General features: G+C 67.2%; 21 protein-coding genes and 3 pseudogenes. 13 read left to right on the top strand and 11 right to left on the bottom strand.

Annotation, left to right across the window (positions count from 1 at the left end):
* Positions 1-30: 30 nt before the first annotated feature.
* From PA01_10605 to PA01_10590, 4 genes are all read left to right on the top strand, one after another.
* Positions 31-819: a (Fe-S)-binding protein gene (locus PA01_10605; GenBank protein ID KON81983.1), complete on the top strand. Its 789-nt coding sequence runs from the start codon at positions 31-33 to the stop codon at positions 817-819.
* Complete coding sequence (locus tag PA01_10600; protein KON81982.1) at positions 819-2,225, top strand: LutB/LldF family L-lactate oxidation iron-sulfur protein; 1,407 nt, start codon at positions 819-821, stop codon at positions 2,223-2,225. Before PA01_10605 ends, PA01_10600 begins: the two co-directional genes overlap by 1 nt.
* Entirely contained in the window at positions 2,222-2,878 is a 657-nt protein-coding gene (locus PA01_10595) for an LUD domain-containing protein (protein ID KON81981.1), read from the top strand. Before PA01_10600 ends, PA01_10595 begins: the two co-directional genes overlap by 4 nt.
* A 124-nt stretch (positions 2,879-3,002) precedes the next feature.
* Complete coding sequence (locus PA01_10590) at positions 3,003-3,359, top strand: hypothetical protein (GenBank protein KON81980.1); 357 nt, start codon at positions 3,003-3,005, stop codon at positions 3,357-3,359.
* A 4-nt stretch (positions 3,360-3,363) separates the two neighbouring features.
* On the opposite strand, the gene ampD is transcribed toward PA01_10590, so the two are convergent.
* A complete protein-coding gene (gene ampD / locus PA01_10585; protein KON82445.1) occupies positions 3,364-3,960 on the bottom strand; it encodes a 1,6-anhydro-N-acetylmuramyl-L-alanine amidase AmpD in 597 nt (198 codons plus the stop codon).
* A 297-nt stretch (positions 3,961-4,257) separates the two neighbouring features.
* Between ampD and PA01_10580 the strand changes: the two genes are divergently transcribed.
* The 3 genes from PA01_10580 (at position 4,258) to PA01_10570 (ending at position 6,857) form a co-directional block, all read left to right on the top strand.
* The gene (locus PA01_10580; GenBank protein KON81979.1) at positions 4,258-4,839 is read left to right on the top strand and encodes a CHRD domain-containing protein; all 582 of its coding nucleotides are present in this window, start codon (positions 4,258-4,260) and stop codon (positions 4,837-4,839) included.
* A gap of 382 nt (positions 4,840-5,221) precedes the next feature.
* Positions 5,222-5,629 carry a MarR family transcriptional regulator gene (locus PA01_10575; protein KON81978.1) on the top strand — a complete coding sequence of 136 codons (408 nt, stop codon included), beginning with the start codon at positions 5,222-5,224 and terminating at the stop codon, positions 5,627-5,629.
* 16 nt (positions 5,630-5,645) lie between these two features.
* A complete protein-coding gene (locus tag PA01_10570; protein KON81977.1) occupies positions 5,646-6,857 on the top strand; it encodes an MFS transporter in 1,212 nt (403 codons plus the stop codon).
* 10 nt (positions 6,858-6,867) lie between these two features.
* Here the strand turns inward: PA01_10570 and PA01_10565 are convergent, their stop codons facing one another.
* Entirely contained in the window at positions 6,868-7,212 is a 345-nt protein-coding gene (locus PA01_10565; GenBank protein ID KON81976.2) for a DUF86 domain-containing protein, read from the bottom strand.
* A gap of 9 nt (positions 7,213-7,221) precedes the next feature.
* Complete coding sequence (locus tag PA01_10560; GenBank protein KON81975.1) at positions 7,222-7,506, bottom strand: nucleotidyltransferase family protein; 285 nt, start codon at positions 7,504-7,506, stop codon at positions 7,222-7,224.
* A 418-nt stretch (positions 7,507-7,924) separates the two neighbouring features.
* Here PA01_10560 and PA01_18820 point away from each other — a divergent pair.
* Together PA01_18820 and PA01_10555 are read left to right on the top strand one after the other, a co-directional pair.
* Positions 7,925-8,062: pseudogene (locus PA01_18820) on the top strand (prepilin-type N-terminal cleavage/methylation domain-containing protein).
* Positions 8,042-8,413 (top strand): annotated as a pseudogene (locus PA01_10555) (pilin). Before PA01_18820 ends, PA01_10555 begins: the two co-directional pseudogenes overlap by 21 nt.
* Before the next feature lie 133 nt (positions 8,414-8,546).
* Here PA01_10555 and PA01_18815 read toward each other — a convergent pair.
* A pseudogene (locus tag PA01_18815) lies at positions 8,547-8,717 on the bottom strand (DUF3014 domain-containing protein).
* Positions 8,718-8,848: 131 nt separating this feature from the next.
* Between PA01_18815 and PA01_10550 the strand changes: the two are divergent.
* Positions 8,849-9,082: a type II toxin-antitoxin system prevent-host-death family antitoxin gene (locus tag PA01_10550; protein KON81973.1), complete on the top strand. Its 234-nt coding sequence runs from the start codon at positions 8,849-8,851 to the stop codon at positions 9,080-9,082.
* On the top strand, positions 9,079-9,465 hold the full coding sequence (locus PA01_10545) for a type II toxin-antitoxin system VapC family toxin (protein ID KON81972.1): 387 nt from the start codon (positions 9,079-9,081) through the stop codon (positions 9,463-9,465). Before PA01_10550 ends, PA01_10545 begins: the two co-directional genes overlap by 4 nt.
* A 29-nt stretch (positions 9,466-9,494) precedes the next feature.
* On the opposite strand, the gene PA01_10540 is transcribed toward PA01_10545, so the two are convergent.
* The 5 genes from PA01_10540 to PA01_10520 all read right to left on the bottom strand — a co-directional run bounded on the left by PA01_10540 (position 9,495) and on the right by PA01_10520 (position 14,778).
* The gene (locus PA01_10540) at positions 9,495-10,304 is read right to left on the bottom strand and encodes a DUF3014 domain-containing protein (GenBank protein ID KON81971.1); all 810 of its coding nucleotides are present in this window, start codon (positions 10,302-10,304) and stop codon (positions 9,495-9,497) included.
* A 78-nt stretch (positions 10,305-10,382) separates the two neighbouring features.
* Complete coding sequence (locus tag PA01_10535; protein ID KON81970.1) at positions 10,383-11,750, bottom strand: sigma-54 dependent transcriptional regulator; 1,368 nt, start codon at positions 11,748-11,750, stop codon at positions 10,383-10,385.
* Positions 11,747-13,309: a PAS domain-containing sensor histidine kinase gene (locus PA01_10530; GenBank protein KON81969.1), complete on the bottom strand. Its 1,563-nt coding sequence runs from the start codon at positions 13,307-13,309 to the stop codon at positions 11,747-11,749. Before PA01_10530 ends, PA01_10535 begins: the two co-directional genes overlap by 4 nt.
* A 15-nt stretch (positions 13,310-13,324) precedes the next feature.
* Positions 13,325-13,570, bottom strand: coding sequence for a PP0621 family protein (locus PA01_10525; protein KON81968.1), 246 nt, complete (start codon positions 13,568-13,570; stop codon positions 13,325-13,327).
* Between the two features lie 50 nt (positions 13,571-13,620).
* On the bottom strand, positions 13,621-14,778 hold the full coding sequence (locus PA01_10520) for a pyridoxal phosphate-dependent aminotransferase (protein KON81967.1): 1,158 nt from the start codon (positions 14,776-14,778) through the stop codon (positions 13,621-13,623).
* Between the two features lie 303 nt (positions 14,779-15,081).
* On the opposite strand from PA01_10520, the gene mtnA reads away from it, so the two are divergent.
* Positions 15,082-16,161 (top strand): S-methyl-5-thioribose-1-phosphate isomerase, encoded by a 1,080-nt coding sequence (mtnA, locus tag PA01_10515; GenBank protein ID KON82444.1) that lies wholly within the window; start codon positions 15,082-15,084, stop codon positions 16,159-16,161.
* The gene (locus PA01_10510; protein ID KON81966.1) at positions 16,158-16,823 is read left to right on the top strand and encodes a class II aldolase/adducin family protein; all 666 of its coding nucleotides are present in this window, start codon (positions 16,158-16,160) and stop codon (positions 16,821-16,823) included. The genes mtnA and PA01_10510 overlap by 4 nt, the downstream gene beginning before the upstream one ends.
* Before the next feature lie 313 nt (positions 16,824-17,136).
* On the opposite strand, the gene PA01_10505 is transcribed toward PA01_10510, so the two are convergent.
* Both PA01_10505 and PA01_10500 read right to left on the bottom strand, forming a co-directional pair.
* On the bottom strand, positions 17,137-18,009 hold the full coding sequence (locus tag PA01_10505) for an NAD(P)-dependent oxidoreductase (protein KON81965.1): 873 nt from the start codon (positions 18,007-18,009) through the stop codon (positions 17,137-17,139).
* On the bottom strand, positions 18,009-18,902 hold the full coding sequence (locus tag PA01_10500) for a 2-hydroxy-3-oxopropionate reductase (protein ID KON81964.1): 894 nt from the start codon (positions 18,900-18,902) through the stop codon (positions 18,009-18,011). Before PA01_10500 ends, PA01_10505 begins: the two co-directional genes overlap by 1 nt.
* Between the last annotated feature and the right edge of the window lie 16 nt (positions 18,903-18,918).

The raw sequence follows: 18,918 nt of genomic DNA, 5'->3' as shown, positions 1-18,918 counted from the left end.
CTGCCCCGAACAAAAACCGGAGACCGCCTCATGACCTCATCGCCCACCGCCGGGCCCCGCGTCGGATTGTTCGCGACCTGCCTGATGAACCTGTTCCGGCCGAACGTCGGGTTTTCCGCGGTGAAGCTGCTCGAAGACGCGGGATGCAGCGTCGAGGTGCCGGCGATCCAGACGTGCTGCGGCCAGCCCGGCTACAACAGCGGCGACTATGACGCGGCGCGCGCGCTGGCGCGGCAGGTCATCGAGGCGTTCGAGCATTTCGACTACGTCGTCGGGCCGTCCGGCTCATGCATGGCGACGATCCGTCACGACTACCCGGCGCTGTTCGCCGACGATCCGCAGTGGCTGCCGCGCGCCGAAGCGCTGTCGGGAAAAAGCTTCGAGCTGCTGTCGTTCCTCGCCGACGTGCGCGGCGCGGCGACGACGGTCGACGCGCGCTACGCGGGCACCGCGACCTACCACGACTCGTGCTCGGGGCTGCGCGGGCTCGGCATCAAAGGCCAGCCGCGTGCGTTGCTCGGCGAAGTCGACGGACTCAAGGTCAGAGAGATGGAAGACGCCGAAGTGTGCTGCGGCTTCGGCGGCACGTTCTGCGTCAAATACCCGGAAATTTCCGAGAAAATGGTCGATGACAAAGTGCGCAACATCCTCGCGACCGGCGCCGACACGCTGCTCGGTGGCGATCTGGGCTGCCTGATGAACATCGCCGGCCGGCTGAAGCGCATCCACGCCCCGGTCAAAGTGTTCCACACCGCCGAAGTGCTCGCCGGCTTCGCCGACGGGGCCGGTCTGGCCGATGCCCCGGAGGAGTCGCGCTGATGCAGATCCGCTCGGACGAATTCAAGGAACGCGCGGTCTTCGCGATCCACGACGCGAACCTGCAGACCGCGCTCGGGCGCGCACGCTACGGCTTCGTCGGCAAGCGCGCGCAGCAGGTCGCCGACCTGCCGGAATTCGAGCAGTTGCGCGAGGAGGCGAAGAAGCTCAAGAACCACGTCCTCGACAACCTCGACCACTACCTCGCACGCTACGAGCAGGCGGTGACAAAAGCCGGCGGGCGCGTGCACTGGGCGCGCGACGCGGCCGAGGCGCGCGAGATCATCCTCGGCATCTGCAAGCGCGTCGAGGCGAAGACCGTCACGAAAGGCAAGTCGATGGTGTCCGAGGAAATCGACCTCAACGAGGCGCTGATCGAGCATGGCATGGAAGTCGTCGAGACGGACCTCGGCGAATACATCATCCAGCTTGCGCACGAACCGCCGTCGCACATCATCGCGCCGGCGGTGCACAAGACGAAGGACCAGGTGTCGGACCTCTTCGAGGCGGCGCACGGCGGCCCGCGCAAGACCGAAGTGCCCGAGCTCGTCAACGAGGCGCGCCGCGTGCTGCGCGACAAGTACTTCCGCGCCGACGTCGGCATCACCGGCGGCAATTTCCTCGTCGCCGAGACCGGCTCGTCGATCATCGTCACGAACGAAGGCAACGGCGACTTGACGCAGACGCTCGCGAAAGTGCATATCGTCACGTCCGGCATCGAGCGCGTCGTGCCGACGCTCGACGACGCGACGCTGTTCCTGCGCCTCTTGGCGCGCAGCGCGACCGGCCAGGAGACCGAGACCTACACGACGATCTCGACCGGCCCGCGCCGCGCCGACGACCTCGACGGCCCGGAGGAATACCACGTCGTGCTCGTCGACAACGGCCGCTCGAAGATGCTCGCCGGGCGCTTTCGCGACATGCTGCGCTGCATCCGCTGCGGCGCGTGCATGAACCACTGCCCGGTGTATGGCGCGGTCGGCGGCCACGCGTACGGCTGGGTCTATCCCGGCCCGATGGGCTCGGTGCTGACGCCGCTGATCAAGGGGCTCGACGCCGCGTACGACCTGCCGAACGCGTGCACGCTGAACGGCCGCTGCCAGTCGGTGTGCCCGGTCAAGATCCCGCTGCCGGAACTGCTGCGCGAGCTGCGCCACCTGCAGCACCAGCAGAACATCACGCCGCTGATGCAGAAGCGCGCGCTCGGCGTGTGGCGCTGGGTCGCGACGCGGCCGAAGCTCTACCACGCGCTCGAGCAGCTCGCCGCCCGCGCGCTGTCGGGCATCGCGCGGCGCGGTCGCATCCGGCGCCTCCCGCTCGCGGGCGGCTGGACCGATTCGCGCGACCTGCCGGCGCCGACCGGACGCACTTTTCTCGAACTGTGGCAGGGCAAGCGAGGCCAGCAATGAACGCACGAGCGAACACCAGCGGCAACGCCCGCGACGCGATCCTGAAGTCGGTCCGCGACGCGCTGCGGCGCGAGCCGCTCGACGCGGCGCAGGTCGCCGCGCTCGACGCGCGCGTGCCGCGGCATACCCGCCCGGCGCGCGACGAAGACCTCGTCACGCGCTTCATGCGCAAGTTCGAAAGCCGCGCCGGCACGATCGAGCGCGTCGCCTCGCACGACGCGGTTCCCGCCGCGATCGAAGCCTATCGGCTCGCGCACCGTCTGCCGCAACGCGCCGCGGTCGGCGCCGCGCTGAAGGATCTCGCGTGGCCCGAAGGCTGGCTGATCCATCATGAAGCGGCCGGCATCACCGAAGCGCTCGCGGTGTCGCCGGCGCTGTGCGGCATCGCCGAGACCGGCAGCCTGATGCTCGCGTCGGGGCCGGACAGCCCGACGACGCACAACTTCGTCCCCGACGACCACGTCGTCGTGCTCGAAGCCGCCCGCATCGTCAACCACTTCGAGGACGCGTGGGACCTGCTGCGCGCGCGCCCGCAAGGCATGCCGCGCGCGACGAACATCATCTCCGGCCCGTCGCGCACCGCCGACGTCGAGCAGACGATCCAGCTCGGCGCGCACGGCCCGCGCCGCGTGCATGTGCTCCTCGTGGGCTGAGCCGTACCCATATTCACTTACAACTCCATGCCAACCTTTCGTCTCCGGCTCGCGTTTAATCGGCAAGAGGATCCCGGTGCGACACGCGCCGGCTGCTCGTATCCGGCCCAACAAGGAGACAGCCATGAAATCGCACACGCTCAAACTGCTCGCCGCACTCGTCGCCGGCGGCGCCATGCTTACCGCATTACCGGCCCACGCCGACCGCGGCGACCACCGCGAATGGCGTGGCCATGACCGCGAATGGCGCGACCACGATCGCGGCCACCGCCACGGTCACTACAAGAAGCACTGGAAGCACGACCACGAGCGCGTCGTGATCCGCGAACGCATCATCGAGCGCCGCCCGGTCGTGCGCGAATACCGCTACTACGAGCGCGAGCGCCCGTCGTACTACGTGCCGCCGGCCCCGGTGTATTCGCGCGACCCCGCAGTCGTCATCGGCGTCAGCATCCCGCCGATCGTCATCCCGATCCGCTGAGCGCTCAGCCAGCCGCTGCGCCTGTCGCCGTCCGCGGCGGTTGCGTCCCGCGGACGGCAACCGCCCCGGCGAGCAGTGCGCCCAATCGCTGCCAATCGAAAAACGGCCCCGGATCGGTCTTGCGCCCCGGCGCGATGTCCGAATGCCCGACGACGTCCTCGATCGGATAATGCGCACAGAGCGTGCGCACCAGCGCCGCGAGCCGCTCGTATTGCGGCGCCTCGAACGGCAGCGTGTCGCAGCCTTCGAGCTCGATGCCGACCGAAAAATCGTTGCACCGCTCGCGCCCGCGCCAGCTCGACGCCCCGGCATGCCACGCGCGCCTGTCCGCCGACACGAACTGCATCAGCCGCCCGTCGCGCGCGATGAAAAAATGCGCCGACACGCGCAGGTCGCGGATCGTCGCGTAATACGGATGCGCAGCCGGGTCGAGCGCATTCGTGAACAGCTGTGAAACGCCCGGCCCGCCGAACTCGTCCGGCGGCAGGCTGATCGCATGCACGACGACGAGCCGCACGTCACAGCCTGCGGGCCGCGCGTCCACGTTCGGCGACGCGCAGCGCTCGGCACCGGGGAGCCAGCCGTCGGCGAAAACCGGCATCGAGTCGCTCGCCTCGTAAGTCAGCACCTCATCCACATTCCACATCCTCGAACGTTTCGGTCAGTCGCCGGGTTCTCGCCGACGCCCCGTGCCGTGAAGGGTGCTCGGCCGAGCGTTGAGACAGGTCCCGAGCTCTGCCGCCTGTCGGGAACGTTTACATCCGCTCAAAGGATTCGACCGTCTTCACGACAAGTTGTTGATTCATCGGAGTAAATCGTCGACAGCATGAAACGTGCTTCGCTGATTCGGCACTCTGCCGCCCCTATCGAACGCCGTTCAGCATTGAGGAGACCGACGATGAAACACCTGCTTGCAGCCAGCGCCGCGACACTGGCGTTGCTTGCCGCGCCATCGGCACAGGCCGATATCGTACGATATTCCGCCGCCCTGGAGCCCGAGGCCGTCGGCGCAACCGGCTCGGGGTTCGTCACCGTCGACTTCGACACGGCCGGCAACACCCTGCTGATCCACGCCGACTGGACCGGCCTGTCCGGCCTCACGACGGTCGCCCACATCCACTGCTGCACGGAGGTGCCCGGCACCGGCACGGCCGGGGTCGCGGTGACCCCGGTCACGCTGCCCGGGTTCCCGGAGGGCGTGTCGGCGGGAAGCTATACGTCGCCGCTGATCGATCTCGACGACGATGCGAACTTCACCGCCGCCTTTATCACGAGCTTCGCGGGCGGGGACCCGACCAACGCCGATGACGCGCTGATCGCGGGCATCGATGCGGACCGCGCCTACTTCAATATCCACAGCAGCGCGTTTCCCGCTGGCGAAATCCGCGGCTTCCTTGCGGTGCCCGAACCGTCAAGCCTGGCACTGGCTGCGCTGTCGCTGCTCGCCTTGGGTCTCCAGGGGCGCAAGCGGCGAGGCTGAGGCACCGGCAAACAAAGGACGCGCGACTCGGCAATCAAAGTCGGGGGCCGGATCGTCAGCGCGTCCAGGCCTCCAGCTATTTCCGCCCCAACCGCGGTATAACAAACCTCGGTACTGCCGAACGCGCTGCTGCATCACGAATCGGTAGCGACTTGCCGTGCGCAGTGCGGCGTAGACGGCACATTCGCGGGAGCACCACGCGGCCGGGAACCGCAATCGAAGCAAACCTCCCGGGTCGATCGTCATAAGCTCTCCCCCGTTTTCGAGGCGAGTTGATGGATCGGCAAACGAGCGAGGTTCGACGCGCCAGGCGATTGACAGCAGAATTGCCAGCCAATACAGTTGCCTTAGTTTACTATTACTCAAGGCAACCATCTGCGCGATGCACGGCTTTTTCAGATACTACCTGTCGCTGTACCGGCCCGTGATCCAGGCGCTGAACCAGCTGCTCCATCCGTACGAGTTGTCCCATTCGCTGTGGCAGGTGATGTTCTATCTGCACGAGCACGAGCAGGCTTCGCTGGTGGAAATTTCCGCTTACTACGGTATCGAAAAACCCGGCATCACCCGTCGCGTGCAGCGCCTCGAGGAGTTGGGGTACTTGAAGAGTGCGCCCGGCAACGACCGGCGCGAGAAATCGATTGCCCTGACTGCGGAGGGGCATCGCGTCTACGCGGAGTGCCGCGAGCAGATCACGGCGCTGGAGCGACGCGCCACCGCCGGTATCGCACCCGAGCAGCTCGAACAGACCGTGACGGTCTTCGGGCAGTTGCTCGGCAACATCAAATAGCGCTCCCCAGGTCCTCATGCAATCGACAACTCTCTGGACCCGCGACTTCGTCATCGTTGCGGGCGTCAATTTCTTCCTGGCCCTGGTGTTTTACATGCTGATCGTCGTGATCGGCGCGCATGCGATGGAGGAATACGGTTCGTCGCTGAGCCAGGCAGGACTGGTCGCCGGCATTTTCGTCATCGGCACTTTGCTGGGGCGGCTGATCATCGGTCAGTTCGTCGACGCCTTGGGGCGGAAGAAAACGATGGTCATCGGCATGACTGCCTTCACGGTCGCCAGCGGCCTGTATTTCCTGAGCAATTCGATCCCCACGCTGGTTGCGGTGCGTTTCGTCCACGGCCTGGCGCTCGGCGTCGGCAGCACGGCCGCCGGCACTGCCGTGGCCCACATCATCCCCCGCGACCGCAGGGCGGAGGGCATCAGCTACTACAGTCTCAGCACGACGCTCGCTGCGGCAATCGGACCGTTCCTCGGACTGTGGCTGCTGCAACACACCAACTTCAACTGGATATTCGCGGCTTGCGTCGCCGTCGCGATCGTCGGGCTCCTTGCCGCGATGTCGGCCGAGGTGCCGGAAGGGGCATCGCATGCAGGCCTCCGGGGGTTCCAATTCTCGGCGGCCAATCTGGTCGAGGCCCGCGCGATTCCGATCTCCGTGGTCACTTTCCTGTACGGCCTGTGCTATGCGAGCGTGCTCGCCTTCATCAACGGTTACGCCGTCGAACTCGATCTTGTCACCGCCGCGAGCTTCTTTTTCATCGTGTATTCGGCAGTGGTGCTTTTGTCGCGCCCACTGACGGGTCGGCTGCTGGACCGGAAAGGTTCCAACATGGTGGTCTTCCCGTCCTGCGTGTTCCTCGCTGTCGGCCTGGTCGTGCTCGCCAATGTCGAGAGCGGCATGGGCTTGCTGGTGGCGGCGGTATTGATCGGCATCGGGTTCGGCAATCTGCAGTCGGCGCTCTATGCCGTCGCCGTCAAAGTGGTGGCGCCTCAGCGCATGGGACTCGCGACATCGACTTTCTATATTTCGATGGACGCGAGCCTGGGCTTCGGCCCGTACCTCCTTGGCCTGGCGATCTCGGAAATAGGCTACCGCAGCCTGTACGGCAGCATGGCAGCGCTCGCCGTCCTGGGCATGCCGTTGTTTTATGTGCTGCACGGCCGGCACGTCGCCCGGTTGCGTGCCCGCGACGCGCTGGCTGCCTCGTTGCCAAAGTCGGAGTGACTGTCGTCCGCTATTCCTCGCCGCGCATCCGGGCAAGCGCAGCCTTCAATGGCGGCAATTCCCGCTTCACGACCTGCCAGACGCTATCGACATCGACGCCAAGGTAGTCATGCACGAGGATGTTCCGGAACCCCGAGATTGCACGCCACGGCACTTGGGGTTCAGCGGCCTTTATGGCCGCGCTGAGTCGCTGACTCGATTCCGCAAGCGTCTGAAGGTTACGGAGGACGGCATCCTGGATGAGGCGGGAAGACCGGAACCTGCCCTCGTCGCCCCCGACATACTCGTCGATCCGAGTGATGCATTCGAGCATATGCGTCAGATAAACTCGATCGGTATCGGGGCCGGGCTTCAAGATGCCGCCTCAGATCGCCCGTGCCTCGCGCAATACGCGAGCGCGTATTGCCGGATGAAGTGACGCCGGAGTCACGATATCGACCCGCCTCCCGAGAAGGTCCTGCGCATCCATGAGGAGCGCTCCGAGCGTGAATCCCGAGGTATCCGGCGTCGTCTCTACCAGCAGATCAACATCGCTTTCCGCATCCGCCTCATCACGGACCATCGAGCCGAAAACCTTGATCGAGCGTACGCCGTAGCGTCGTGCGAGCGCGCGAAGTTCCTCACGGTGGGTTTCGATAACAGGATGCATGATCAACTCGTATCGCTTGGTTTATGGGAGCAGCGCGCCGCGTCGTCAAGCCGCGAGCCGAAAAGGCGGACGCTGGCACCCGGGCCTGCCAGTTCCGCAGTCAATTGCCGAATCGTCGTCGCTTGAGTGTCGGTGAGTCGCATGGTGGGAATTATAGGTGCCGGTTCCGTCGCGCGGGGCAAGGAGCAGGGGCCGGACGGACACGGATCGCCTCCGGATTGTGGGTCGTCCTGCCGGGTTTCGTCGCGATTGTCGTTTTGTCCTTTTTTGACAACCGGTCATCCCCTCCCGTCACACCTTGACGCTCCAGAGCGGATTTTCGGGGGTATGCCCCTGTTATTCCGGCCCTCCGGGGTTCTGGCATGGCCGTTGCGTTATCCCTGCCAAGCGGGTTTTCCGCTGTTCAAAGGGGAACATCATGAAAAAGGTTCAACAGGGTTTTACGCTGATCGAACTGATGATCGTTGTGGCGATCATCGGGATTTTGGCGGCCGTGGCGCTGCCGGCGTATCAGGATTACACGGTTAAAGCGCGGTTTTCGGAAGTTGTTTTAGCTGCATCCCAGTGCAGAACAACTATTAGTGAAGCAATTCAGACCATGCCTTCTACTGCACTTGGCACCGAGAATGGCTGGGGCTGCGAGGCGACTAATCCAACCAAAATGGTGGCGAGCATTGCCACGACCGCCAACGGCGTGATTACGGTGACTCCGCACGCATCGAATTTAGGAGTTGCCTTAGCTAACACAGATACACTCGTACTGACGCCTTACGTTGGTACTGGTGAGGACGCAGAGGCGATCAGTGTCAGCGCCGCCGCCGGCGACCAAGGTAGCCAAATCACCGAGTGGCGCTGTACGGCTAATGGTGATGCTAAGAAGTATGCTCCTGGCTCATGCAAGGGATAATGAAGAAGAAAAACGGGAACAGACCAGGGACAGGCCACGTTTTCTCCTAACCTCAGCTTCATCGAAAAAGACCGCTCCGGCGGTCTTTTTCCTTTTGCAAATCGTCGAATAGGCCGCCCAGGCGAGAAGATTTTCACGGCGCGCCCACTTCTCCCGCGATCCGCCGCAATTCCCGCAGCCGCGCCTTGACCCGCGCGGCGTTGTCCGGCCCCATCCGGAGCAGGATCTTCTGCCCGACCGACAGCCGTTCGGGCTCGGAATCGGCGAAGTGGTAAAGCACTTTCGGCTGGGCGACGCGCAGCGGCCCTACGGGTTCGAGGCGTCGCGAACAGGTGGTCCAAGATCGCGACGAGACGGCCGTTGAGAAAAAGTGGTCTGACTCCGTTTTCGGGTCTAGACTTAGTCCAGTAGCTCAACCATTAAACGGAGTGCCCGATGCCGGTTGTCGTCAACGTCCATGAAGCCAAGACGCACTTTTCCCGATTGCTCGAACAGGCCCATGCGGGGCAGGAAATCATTCTGGCCAAGGCGGGAAAGCCGTATGCGCGACTGATGCCCCTGGCTCCGGCGACTTCTGCCCGCCGGCCGGGACGCCTCGCGGGGCGCATCGGAGACGAATTCTTCGAGCCGCTGCCCGACAGCGAACTCGACGCATGGGAGGGGCGATGAGATACCTGCTCGATACCCACGCTCTGCTTTGGTGGTTCACCGACGACCCGCGACTGTCGCCGCTCGCACGCGACGCGATCGCGGACGACGCGAATGCGATCCTCGTCAGCGCAGCGAGCGCCTGGGAAATCGCCACGAAACATCGCCTTGGCAAGTTGAACGAAGCGAGCGACGCGGTCCGCCGCTTCGACGAACTGGTTGCGGCCGACGGATTCCAGCATCTACCGGTGTGTCATTTTCACGCTGTCAAGGCGGGCAGCTACCCGGCCGAACATCGCGACCCCTTCGACCGGATGCTCGCGGCACAGAGCGAGGTCGAGTCCGTACCGCTGATAAGCTGCGATCGGGCTTTCGCATCATTCGGCACTGCGACCCTCTGGTAACAAACGAGCACATTCGAGTCAGCCCGTTTTCACGGCGCGCTCACTCCCCCCGCCACCCGCCGCCGCAATTCCCGCAACCGCGCCTTGACCCGTGCGGCATTGTCCGGCCCCATGCGCACGAGGATCTTCTGCCCGGCCGACAGCCGTTCGAGCTCGGGGTCGGCGAACTGGTAGAGGACTTTCGGCTGGACGACGCGCAGCGGTCCTGCCGGTTCGGGCGTCGCGAGCAGGTGGTCGAGGACCGCGACGAGGCGGTCGTTGAAATACCCCTGCGGATAGCCGAGTTCCTGGTACGCCTGCTGGAAAAGCGGATAGAAGCGCGCGTAGAGCGCCGTGAGATAGCGGATGTCGACGGCTTCGACGAGCGTGACATACGGTGCGTAGCGCGCCCGGTTGTCGTCGCTGATCACCAGCTCGTCGCCGTCGCCGCTCACGAGCAGCCTGCCTTCGACCGATTTGACCGGCGACAGGCGTCGCGCGAAGCGCTCGCGAGGCAGGTTGTCGACGGTGACGACGACGCGGCGGATGACGTCCTGGAGCAGCAGCAGGTCCGGCCGGGCACCTGCGGCGAGCAGCGCGTCGAGCGAGGCGCTGACGGCGGCGTCGCTTTCGTCCAGCGCCGGCAGCGGCCCGGAGTCGGGCACTTCGGCAGCCGGGTCGATGACGGCCTCGATCGGGTGGCGGACCGACGGTTCGGCGGTGATCGGCGCAGGCGTGGACGGCGCTTCGACGCCGACCAGCGGATCGGACTGCGGGCCTGCTCCCCGCAGCGCGAAATACGCGGCCACGGCGGCCAGCGTGACCACCGCGGCAAGTCCCCAGCTTTTCGATGCGTTCATGGAATCCCCCTGTCGTCGTTGCCCGGACGTGGGGTGTGATCCGGCGCGGACGAATCCGTTCCGTGCTGCCGTTTTCAGTTACTCCATCCCCCATTTCTGCAGCCGGTAACGCAGTTGGCGCAGCGTCATGCCGAGCCGGCGCGCCGCTTCGGAGCGGTTCCAGCGCGTGTCGTCGAGCATGCGCAGCACGCGCAGCTGCTCGTCGTCGTCGCTGGCGCACTCGTCGTCCGGGTGGTCGCCGAAATCGAAGCGCAGCGGCTGACCGATGCCTTCGGTCGGGTACAGCTTGACGTCGCCGATGCCGATCTCGTCGCCGTCGCACAGCGCGCACGCGCGTTCGAGAAGATTTTCGAGCTCCCGCACGTTGCCGGGGAACGGGTGCTGCCGGAGTTCGGCAGCGGCGCCGGCGCTCAGGCGACGGGGAGGGCCGCCTTCGCGCTCGGCGAGCCGGGCGAGGATGTGCGCGGCAAGCTCCGGGATGTCCTCGGGACGTTCGCGCAGGGGCGGCACGCGCAGCGTGATGACGTTGATGCGGAAGTACAGGTCCTGGCGGAACTTGCCCTCGGCGACGAGCTGCGCGAGGTCGCGGTGCGACGCCGACAGGATGCGCACGTCGACCGACTCTTCGGTGTGCGCGCCGACCGGGCGCACCGCGCGTTCCTGGATCGCGCGCAGCAGCTTCACCTGCATCGCCAGCGGCAGGTCGGCGACTTCGTCGAGAAACAGTGTGCCGCCGCGCGCCGCCTGGAACAGCCCGTCCTTGTCCGACACCGCGCCGGTGAAGCTGCCTTTGCGGTGGCCGAAGAACTCGCTTTCCATCAGCTCCGGCGAGATCGCGCCGCAGTTGACCGGCACGAACGGTCCGGCGACACGCGGGCCGAGCTCGTGGATCAGGCGCGCGGTGACTTCCTTGCCGGTGCCGGATTCGCCGTGGATGAACACCGGCGCCTGGTTGCGCGCGAGCTTTTCGACCTGCACGCGCAAATGCGCGAGCGCCGCGGAGCACCCGATCAGGCTGCGGCTGTTCGCGACGGCGGGCGCGCCGCTGGGCGGCAGCGCAAGCCGGAGGGCGTGACTGACGAGTTCGCGCAGCGCCTTCAGTTCGACAGGCTTCGTGACGAAATCGAAAGCGCCGGTCTTGAGCGCGCGGATCGCGGTTTCGATGCTGCCGTAAGCGGTGACGACCGCGACCGGCAGGCCCGGCTGCTGGGCCTGGATGTGGGCGACGAGTTCGATTCCGTCGCCGTCGGGCAGGCGCATGTCGGTGAGGCACAGGCGATAAGCCCGGTCGCCGAGCAAGCGGCGCGCATCGGCGATCGTGCCGGCGGTGTCGCACCCGAGCCCCATGCGCATCAGCGACAGTTCGAGCACTTCGCGGATGTCTTCCTCGTCGTCGACGACGAGGACGTCGATGCGGGGGCGTTGGCGTCGTTCGGGGTGGTTCATGGCTGGGTACGTCCAGTGAGCACGAAGTGGGCGCCGGGCGCGTTGTCCATCAGCTCGAGCGTCGCGCCGTTGGCTTCGGCGAGTTCGCGCGCGATATACAGCCCGAGGCCGGTGCCTTTCGGATGGGTCGTGAAAAAAGGTTCGAAGACGCGCAGCCGCTCGCTCGCGTCGATGCCCGGCCCGTCGTCGAGCACGTGGAGCTCGGCGCGCCCGCCCGCGTCGACGGCGAACACACGCACCGCGCCAGGCTGGCCCGAGCAATAGCGCCGCGCGTTCGCGATGAGGTTGTCGAGGATCTGGTGCAGATGCGCGCGGTCGATGCCGAGCGTCGTCCGCGCCGATATGTCGACGCGGAACACGTCGCGCTCCGCGCCGCCGCCGAGCGTCGATTCCTCGATCACCGTGTCGACGAAAGGCGCGAGGATGAGCGCCTCGGGCAGCGCTTCTTCGCGCCGGCCGAGCGCCAGCACGTCGCGCACCATGCGCTCGATGCGCCGCGCGTTGTCGTTGATGATGCGCACCAGCCGGACCTGGACGTCGGCGCGCTTTTCCTCGGTCAGGAGTTCCGCCGCCTGCATCACCGCGGACAGCGGGTTGCGGATTTCATGCGCCATGCTCGCTGTCAGGCGCCCCAGCGCGGCAAGCTTCATCTGCTGCATGCGCTGCAGGATCTCTTCGAAATCGGTCAGGTAGACGAGCGTGTCGCCATTGCCTCCGCCATTCTCGCCGGCGCCGACCGCGCGGCAGCGCAGCAACTTGCCGGACGCGCGCATCCGCTGCAGCGCGCCGTCTGCGCTCGCGCAGCGGACGCGGAAATCGGCGGAAAAACTCTCGTCGAGCTCGGCGAGCAGCCTGCCTTCGAGCGACTCGACGCCGAGCAGCAGCGCGGCGCTCGGGTTGGCCTGGCGCACGCGGCCGTCGGCGCCGAGCACCAGTACGCCGTCCTGCATGTCGCGGATGATGCGTTCATTGACGGCCTGCTGCTTCGCCAGCGCTACGCCGCGCAGCGTCGCGAGCGACTCGTTGGCTTTCGCGCGCAGCGCGAGCAGGCGCGCGACGATCGCGATGCCGAAAAAACCGATGCAGACGAAGCCGACCTGCAGGAAGTCCGCCGGGGAGCGCCCGCTGAAGAACCGCCAGCTGTTCTCGGCGAGCACGACGACGGTCGCGAGCGACGCGAAGAACAGCACCGCCCGCCCCTGCGCGACCAACCCCGCGCCGGCAAGAATCACCATCATCAGCACCGGGATGCCGCTGCGGTAGCCGCCGCTCGCCCACATGATCGTCGCGAGCACGGCGATGTCGATGACGACCTGCAGCATGATCAGCCGATCGAGGCCGACGCGCCGCGCGGCGTCCGGGAACCCCAGCGTCAGGACTGCGGCGATATAGGCGAACGCGACCGCGACGAGGACGTTCGGCGCTTCATGGCCGAGCTGCAGCTCGCTGCCGGCGACGAGGAACAGCCCGGCGATGACGAGCCGGAAAAAGTTCAGGTAGCGCAGCGGAACCCAGCGCGACGGGTCCAGGTCCGGATCGGGGAATGCCGCCGCAGCCATCGGGCGCACGCGCCCTCAGTGCCGCACGCCGAGGCGCCGGTGTTCCTCGCAGCAGAAAAACCCGTCGTCGTCGTGCACGCCTTCGCTCTCCGGCACATGCACGCCGCACTGGTCGCACGCGAGCATCGGCTCCGGCGGGTTCTTCGGCCCGCCCCGCCGGCTCCCGCCCGCGCGCGGATCGCCGTCGCGGGGCTTGCTCAACGCGCGGCGCACCCACCAGATGACGACGAGGACGAGAATGAAGATGAGCAGGTTTCGCACGAGCGGATCTATCAGAAACGAAGCGCCGCGAGTTTAGCACGCAGCCCGCGCTACACCCGGCACAGCCGCTCGCAGGCCGCGGCGAGCGTCGCCTCGTTCTTGGCGAAGCAGAAGCGGATCACGCGCTCGTCGCGACCGTCGGCGAAGAACGCGGAAACCGGAATCGCGGCGACGCCGGTATCGCGCGTCAGGCGTTCGACGAAAGCGGTGTCGGGCTCGTCGCAGATCGCGCGATAACGGGCGAGCTGGAAATACGTGCCTGCCGATGGCAGCAGTTCGAAGCGCGAGCCGCCGAGCGCGGCGCGGAAGAAATCGCGCTTGGCCTGGTAGAACGCCGCGAGCCCTTCATGTCGCGACGCGTCCGCCATGTAGTCGGCGAGCGCGAGCTGCACCGGCGTGTTGACGGTGAACACGTTGAACTGGTGCACCTTGCGGAACTCGGCCATCAGCTCGCGCGGCGCGACGACGTAGCCGACTTTCCAGCCGGTGATGTGATACGTCTTGCCGAAGCTCGACACGATGACGCTGCGCGCGGCGAGTTCGGCGTCGCGCGCGCAGCTCTCGTGTCGCCTGCCGTCGAAGACGATGTGCTCATAGACTTCGTCGGAGACGACGACGATGCCGGTGCCGCGAGTAGCCGACGCGAGCCGCGCCAGGTCGTCGGCCGACCACACCGTCGCGGTCGGGTTGTGCGGGCTGTTGATCATGATCATGCGCGTGTGCGGCGTGATCGCGGCGGCGACCGCGTCCCAGTCGGGCCGGTAGTCGGGGGCGGCGAGCTGCAGCCGCACGACGCGCCCGCCCTGCAGTTCGATCGCCGGCGCGTACGAGTCGTACACCGGCTCGAACACGATGACTTCGTCGCCCGGATGCACGAACGCGGCGACCGCGGTGAAGAGCGCCTGCGTCGCGCCGGCCGTGACCGTGATCTCGGTTTCCGCGTCGTACGCGGTGCCATACAGCGCCGCGACCTTGTGCGCGATCGCTTCGCGCAGCGGCGCCACGCCCGCCAGCGGCGCGTACTGGTTGAATCCGGCGCGCATCCAGTGCGCGACGCGCTCGAACAGCACGTCTTCGGCGTTGAAGTCGGGGAAGCCCTGCGACAGGTTGATCGCACCGCATTCCTGCGCGAGACGGGACATCACCGTGAAGATCGTCGTGCCGACCTCCGGCAGGCGGGAGTCGATGCGGGCGGGGAAAGTGGGCATGGTGGGGCGCGCGAGAACGGGACTGCGGCATTCTCGCAGAGTGCGCCCGAAGGGCCAATGCAGAGTCAATGCCGCCCCGCTCCCAGGCAGGGCGCCGCGAAGCGCTATTAACGCGGCAGACAAATCAGGTTCGGGCTGAGCTTGTCGAAGCCCTGGCAGCGCCCTTCGACAAGCCTGTCCTGAGCGAAGTCGAAGGGCTCAGGGCGAACGGTTGCATCCAATCGCCGAAGCCCTGCCGATGCCCTTCGACAGGCTCAGTGCGAACGGGTTGTATTTAATTGCCGCCTTAATAAAATGCCCGCCATGTCCACCCTTCCACTCTTCACTCAACCGGTGCCGACGCTGGCCCGCGACGGCGACGCGATCGTGGTCCTCGACCAGACGCGGCTGCCGTTCCGCAGCGAGCAGCGCCGGCTGGCCACGCTTGCCGCGGTCGCGACCGCGATCCATTCGATGGAAGTGCGCGGCGCGCCGCTGATCGGTGCGACCGCCGCGTTCGGCGTTGCGATCGCGCTGACCGCCGACGCCAGCGACGCGCAGCTCGACATTGCGCTGAAGACGCTCGCCGCGACGCGCCCGACCGCGGTCAACCTGCACTGGGCGCTCGCCCGCATGGACGCGCGGTTGCGCCCGCTGCCTGCTTCGGCGCGGCTCGACGCGGCGTGGGCCGAAGCCGAGACGATCCGCGCCGGCGACGCCGAGACCTGTGCCGCGATCGGGGCCCACGGCGTCGCGCTGCTCGAAGCGGTCGCGGCGCGGCGCAACGGACCGGTGCGCGTCATGACCCACTGCAACGCCGGCTGGCTCGCGACCTGCGGCGCCGGCACCGCGCTCGCGCCGGTCTATGCCGCCCATGCATGCGGCATCGCGGTGCATGTGTGGGTCAGCGAGACGCGGCCGCGCAACCAGGGGCTGCTGACTGCGTGGGAACTGCGCGAAGCGGGCGTGCCGCACAGCGTCATCGCGGACAATGCGGCCGGAATCCTGCTCGCGCGCGGTGAAGTCGACCTCGTGATCACCGGCGCCGACCGCGTCGCGGCGAACGGCGACTCGGCGAACAAGGTCGGGACGTACCTGAAAGCGCTCGCGGCGCGCGAACACGGCGTGCCGTTCCATATCGCGGCGCCGCTGTCGACGATCGATTTCGCGTGCCCGGACGGCGCCGCGATCCCGATCGAAGATCGCGGCCCGGTCGAAGTGCGCAGTGTGCAGGGCGTCGCAGCCGACGGCAGCGTGCAGAACGTCGCGCTCGTGCCGGACACCACCGGCGCCGCGAACCCGGCGTTCGACGTGACGCCTGCCCGCCTGATCACGAGCATCATCACCGAGCGCGGAACGAGCCCCCCGGGCCGGCTGCGCGACCTGTTCCCGGAGACACCATGAGTCCGCCGGACGCCCAGGACGCCGAGCTGCGCGTGGAACTCCTCGCGACCGCGCTGGCGACGAGTGCCGCGCGCCTGAACACCGGCAGCTCGGGCAACGTCAGCGTGCGCACGCGCGGCGGCATGCTGATCACGCCGAGCGGGCTCGCCCCCGAAGCCTGCGCGGCCGACGACATGGTCGTCGTCGCGGCCGATGGCACGCCGGCCGGCCGCCTCGTGCCGTCGAGCGAATGGCGCCTGCACCACGACCTCTACGCGCTGCGGCCGGAAGCCGGCGCGATCATCCACGCGCACGCGCCGTTTGCGACCGCGCTGGCGTGCCAGCGGCTCGAGATCCCGCCGTTCCACTACATGATCGCGCGCTTCGGCGGCTCCACCGTGCGCTGCGCCGCGTACGCGACGTTCGGCACGCAGGCGCTGTCGGACCATATCTCCGTTGCGATGGAAGGACGCAGCGCGTGCCTGATGGCGAACCACGGCATGCTCGTGTTCGGCCGCAACCTCGCCAACGCGCTCGCGCTCGCGCTCGAGTTCGAGAGCCTGTGCGAGCAATACTGGCGCACGCGGCAGCTCGGCGAACCGGTGCTGCTGTCGGACGACGAGATGCATGAGGTCGTCGAGCGCTTCCGCTGGTACGGCAAGCCGGCAGAGCAGCAGCCGTAGCGCGGAAAAACGACGTTTCGCCTCGCCGAAAGCGCGCATTTTCGGCCGGTTCGGCCGTTAAGGCGGCAATTCGGATGCCGCCGTTCGCCCTGAACCTGTCGGAGAGCATCGGCAGGGCTTCGGCGATTGGATGCACCCCGTTCGCCCTGAGCCCTTCGACTTCGCTCAGGACAGGCTTGTCGAAGGGCGCTGCCAGGGCTTCGACAAGCTCAGCCCGAACGGTATTCGCTTGGCGGGTTGATCGCGAGCAGGCGCAAGAACCCGTATAGCGCCCGCCTCGTCTGCGCTCGGTCGAAGGCGCCGTCGCCTCGCGTCACGCTCGCGACGCCGCTTCGAGCACCCGCAGCAGCGCGGACGTGTCGTCCTGCCCGCCGCCGCCGGCCATCAGGGCGTTCAACTGCTGCCACACCTGCGCGGCGATCGGCGACGGCGCGCCGAGCCTCGCCGCTTCGTCCATGATGATGCCGAAATCCTTGTGATGCAGGCGCGACTCGATGCCGGCAGCGAAGTCGCGCCGCACCATCCGCTCACCCATCACTTCGAGCACCCGGGAGGCCGCCGAACCGCCGAGCAGCGCGCTGCGAACTGCGGCGAGGTCGACGCCGTGCGCGTTCGCCAGGTGCATCGCTTCGGCACAGGCTTCGATCGCCGCGACCATGATCATCTGGTTGCACGCTTTCGCGACCTGTCCGGCGCCGCTGTCGCCGACATGCACGATCGTCCGCCCGACACACGCGAGCAGCGGACGCAGCCGTTCGAGGACGTCGGCGCGCCCACCGACCATGATCGCGAGCGTCGCGTCCTGCGCCCCCTGCGCGCCGCCGGACACCGGCGCATCGAGCATTGCGGCGCCGCGCGCTTCCAAAGCTGCGGCGATGCGGCGCGCGCTCGCCGGAGCGATTGTGCTCATGTCGACCTGTACCCAGCCGGGCCGCGCGCCGTGGATCAACCCTTGTGCGCCGAGCGCGAGCTGCTCGACGTCGGCGCTTGCGGTGACGACCGTGAACGTGACGTCCGTCGCGGCGGCGAGCGCGGCCGGGCTGGCGTGCACGACCGCATCGCTGTCCGCGAACGGCGCGACGCTCTGCGCACGCCGCGCCCACAGGTGCAGACGGTGGCCGGCACGCTGCAGGTGCCGCGCGATCGGCAGGCCCATGACGCCGAGGCCGACGAAACCGACTTCCATCATTCGCCCTCCTGCCCGCGCTCGCCGCCGCTCATGCGTTCGAGGAGCTTCAGCATCGCGACCGAGTCGTCGTCGCCGAGCCCGCTGCCGACCATCGCGTTGAACATCTGCGCGGTCGCCGCCGCCGACGGCAGCGCTAGGCCGAGGCGGTGCGCCTCTTCCATGACGATGCGCATGTCCTTGTGGTGCATCCACGCCTTGAAGCCGGGCTTGAAGTTGCGCTCGAGCATCCGCTGGCCGTGGTTTTCGAGGATGCGCGAATACGCGAAGCCGCCGAGCAGCGCCTCGCGCACTTTCGCCGCGTCGACGCCGCTCTTCTTCGCGAAATTCATCGCTTCGGCGACCGCGGCGACGCCGACGCCGGTGAGGATCTGGTTGCACGCTTTCGCGACCTGCCCGGCGCCGCTCGCGCCGATCCGCGACACCGTGCGGCCCATCGCGTCGAACAGCGGCTTCACCCGCTCGAACGTCGCGGCGTCGCCACCGACCATGATCGTCAGCGTCGCGCCGATCGCGCCGACTTCGCCGCCGGACACCGGTGCGTCGAGCATCGCGATGCCGCGCTCGGCGAGCCGCGCCGCGATTCGTTGCGCCGCAACCGGCGCGATCGTGCTCATATCGACGAACACGAGGCCGGGCCGTGCCCCGTCGGCGACCCCTTGCGGGCCGAGCGCGACCTCTTCGACGTCGGGCCCGTCGGCGACGATGCTGAAGACGACTTCGGCGCGCGACGCGACATCCGCCGCGCTCGCGCAGTCACCTGCTCCGGCGTCGAGCAGCGGCTGCATCGACTCGCGGCGCCGGCTCCAGACGTGCACGCGGTGACCGGCGCGCATCAGGTTCAGCGCCATGGGACGACCCATCAGGCCGAGTCCGATAAATCCGACTTCCATTGTTGTGCTCCTGGCT

The organism is Azoarcus sp. PA01 (assembly GCA_001274695.2).
Classification (GTDB): domain Bacteria; phylum Pseudomonadota; class Gammaproteobacteria; order Burkholderiales; family Rhodocyclaceae; genus Aromatoleum.
The sequence above is the reverse complement of the archived record's forward strand: the minus strand, read 5'-3'. Positions and strand labels throughout refer to the sequence as shown.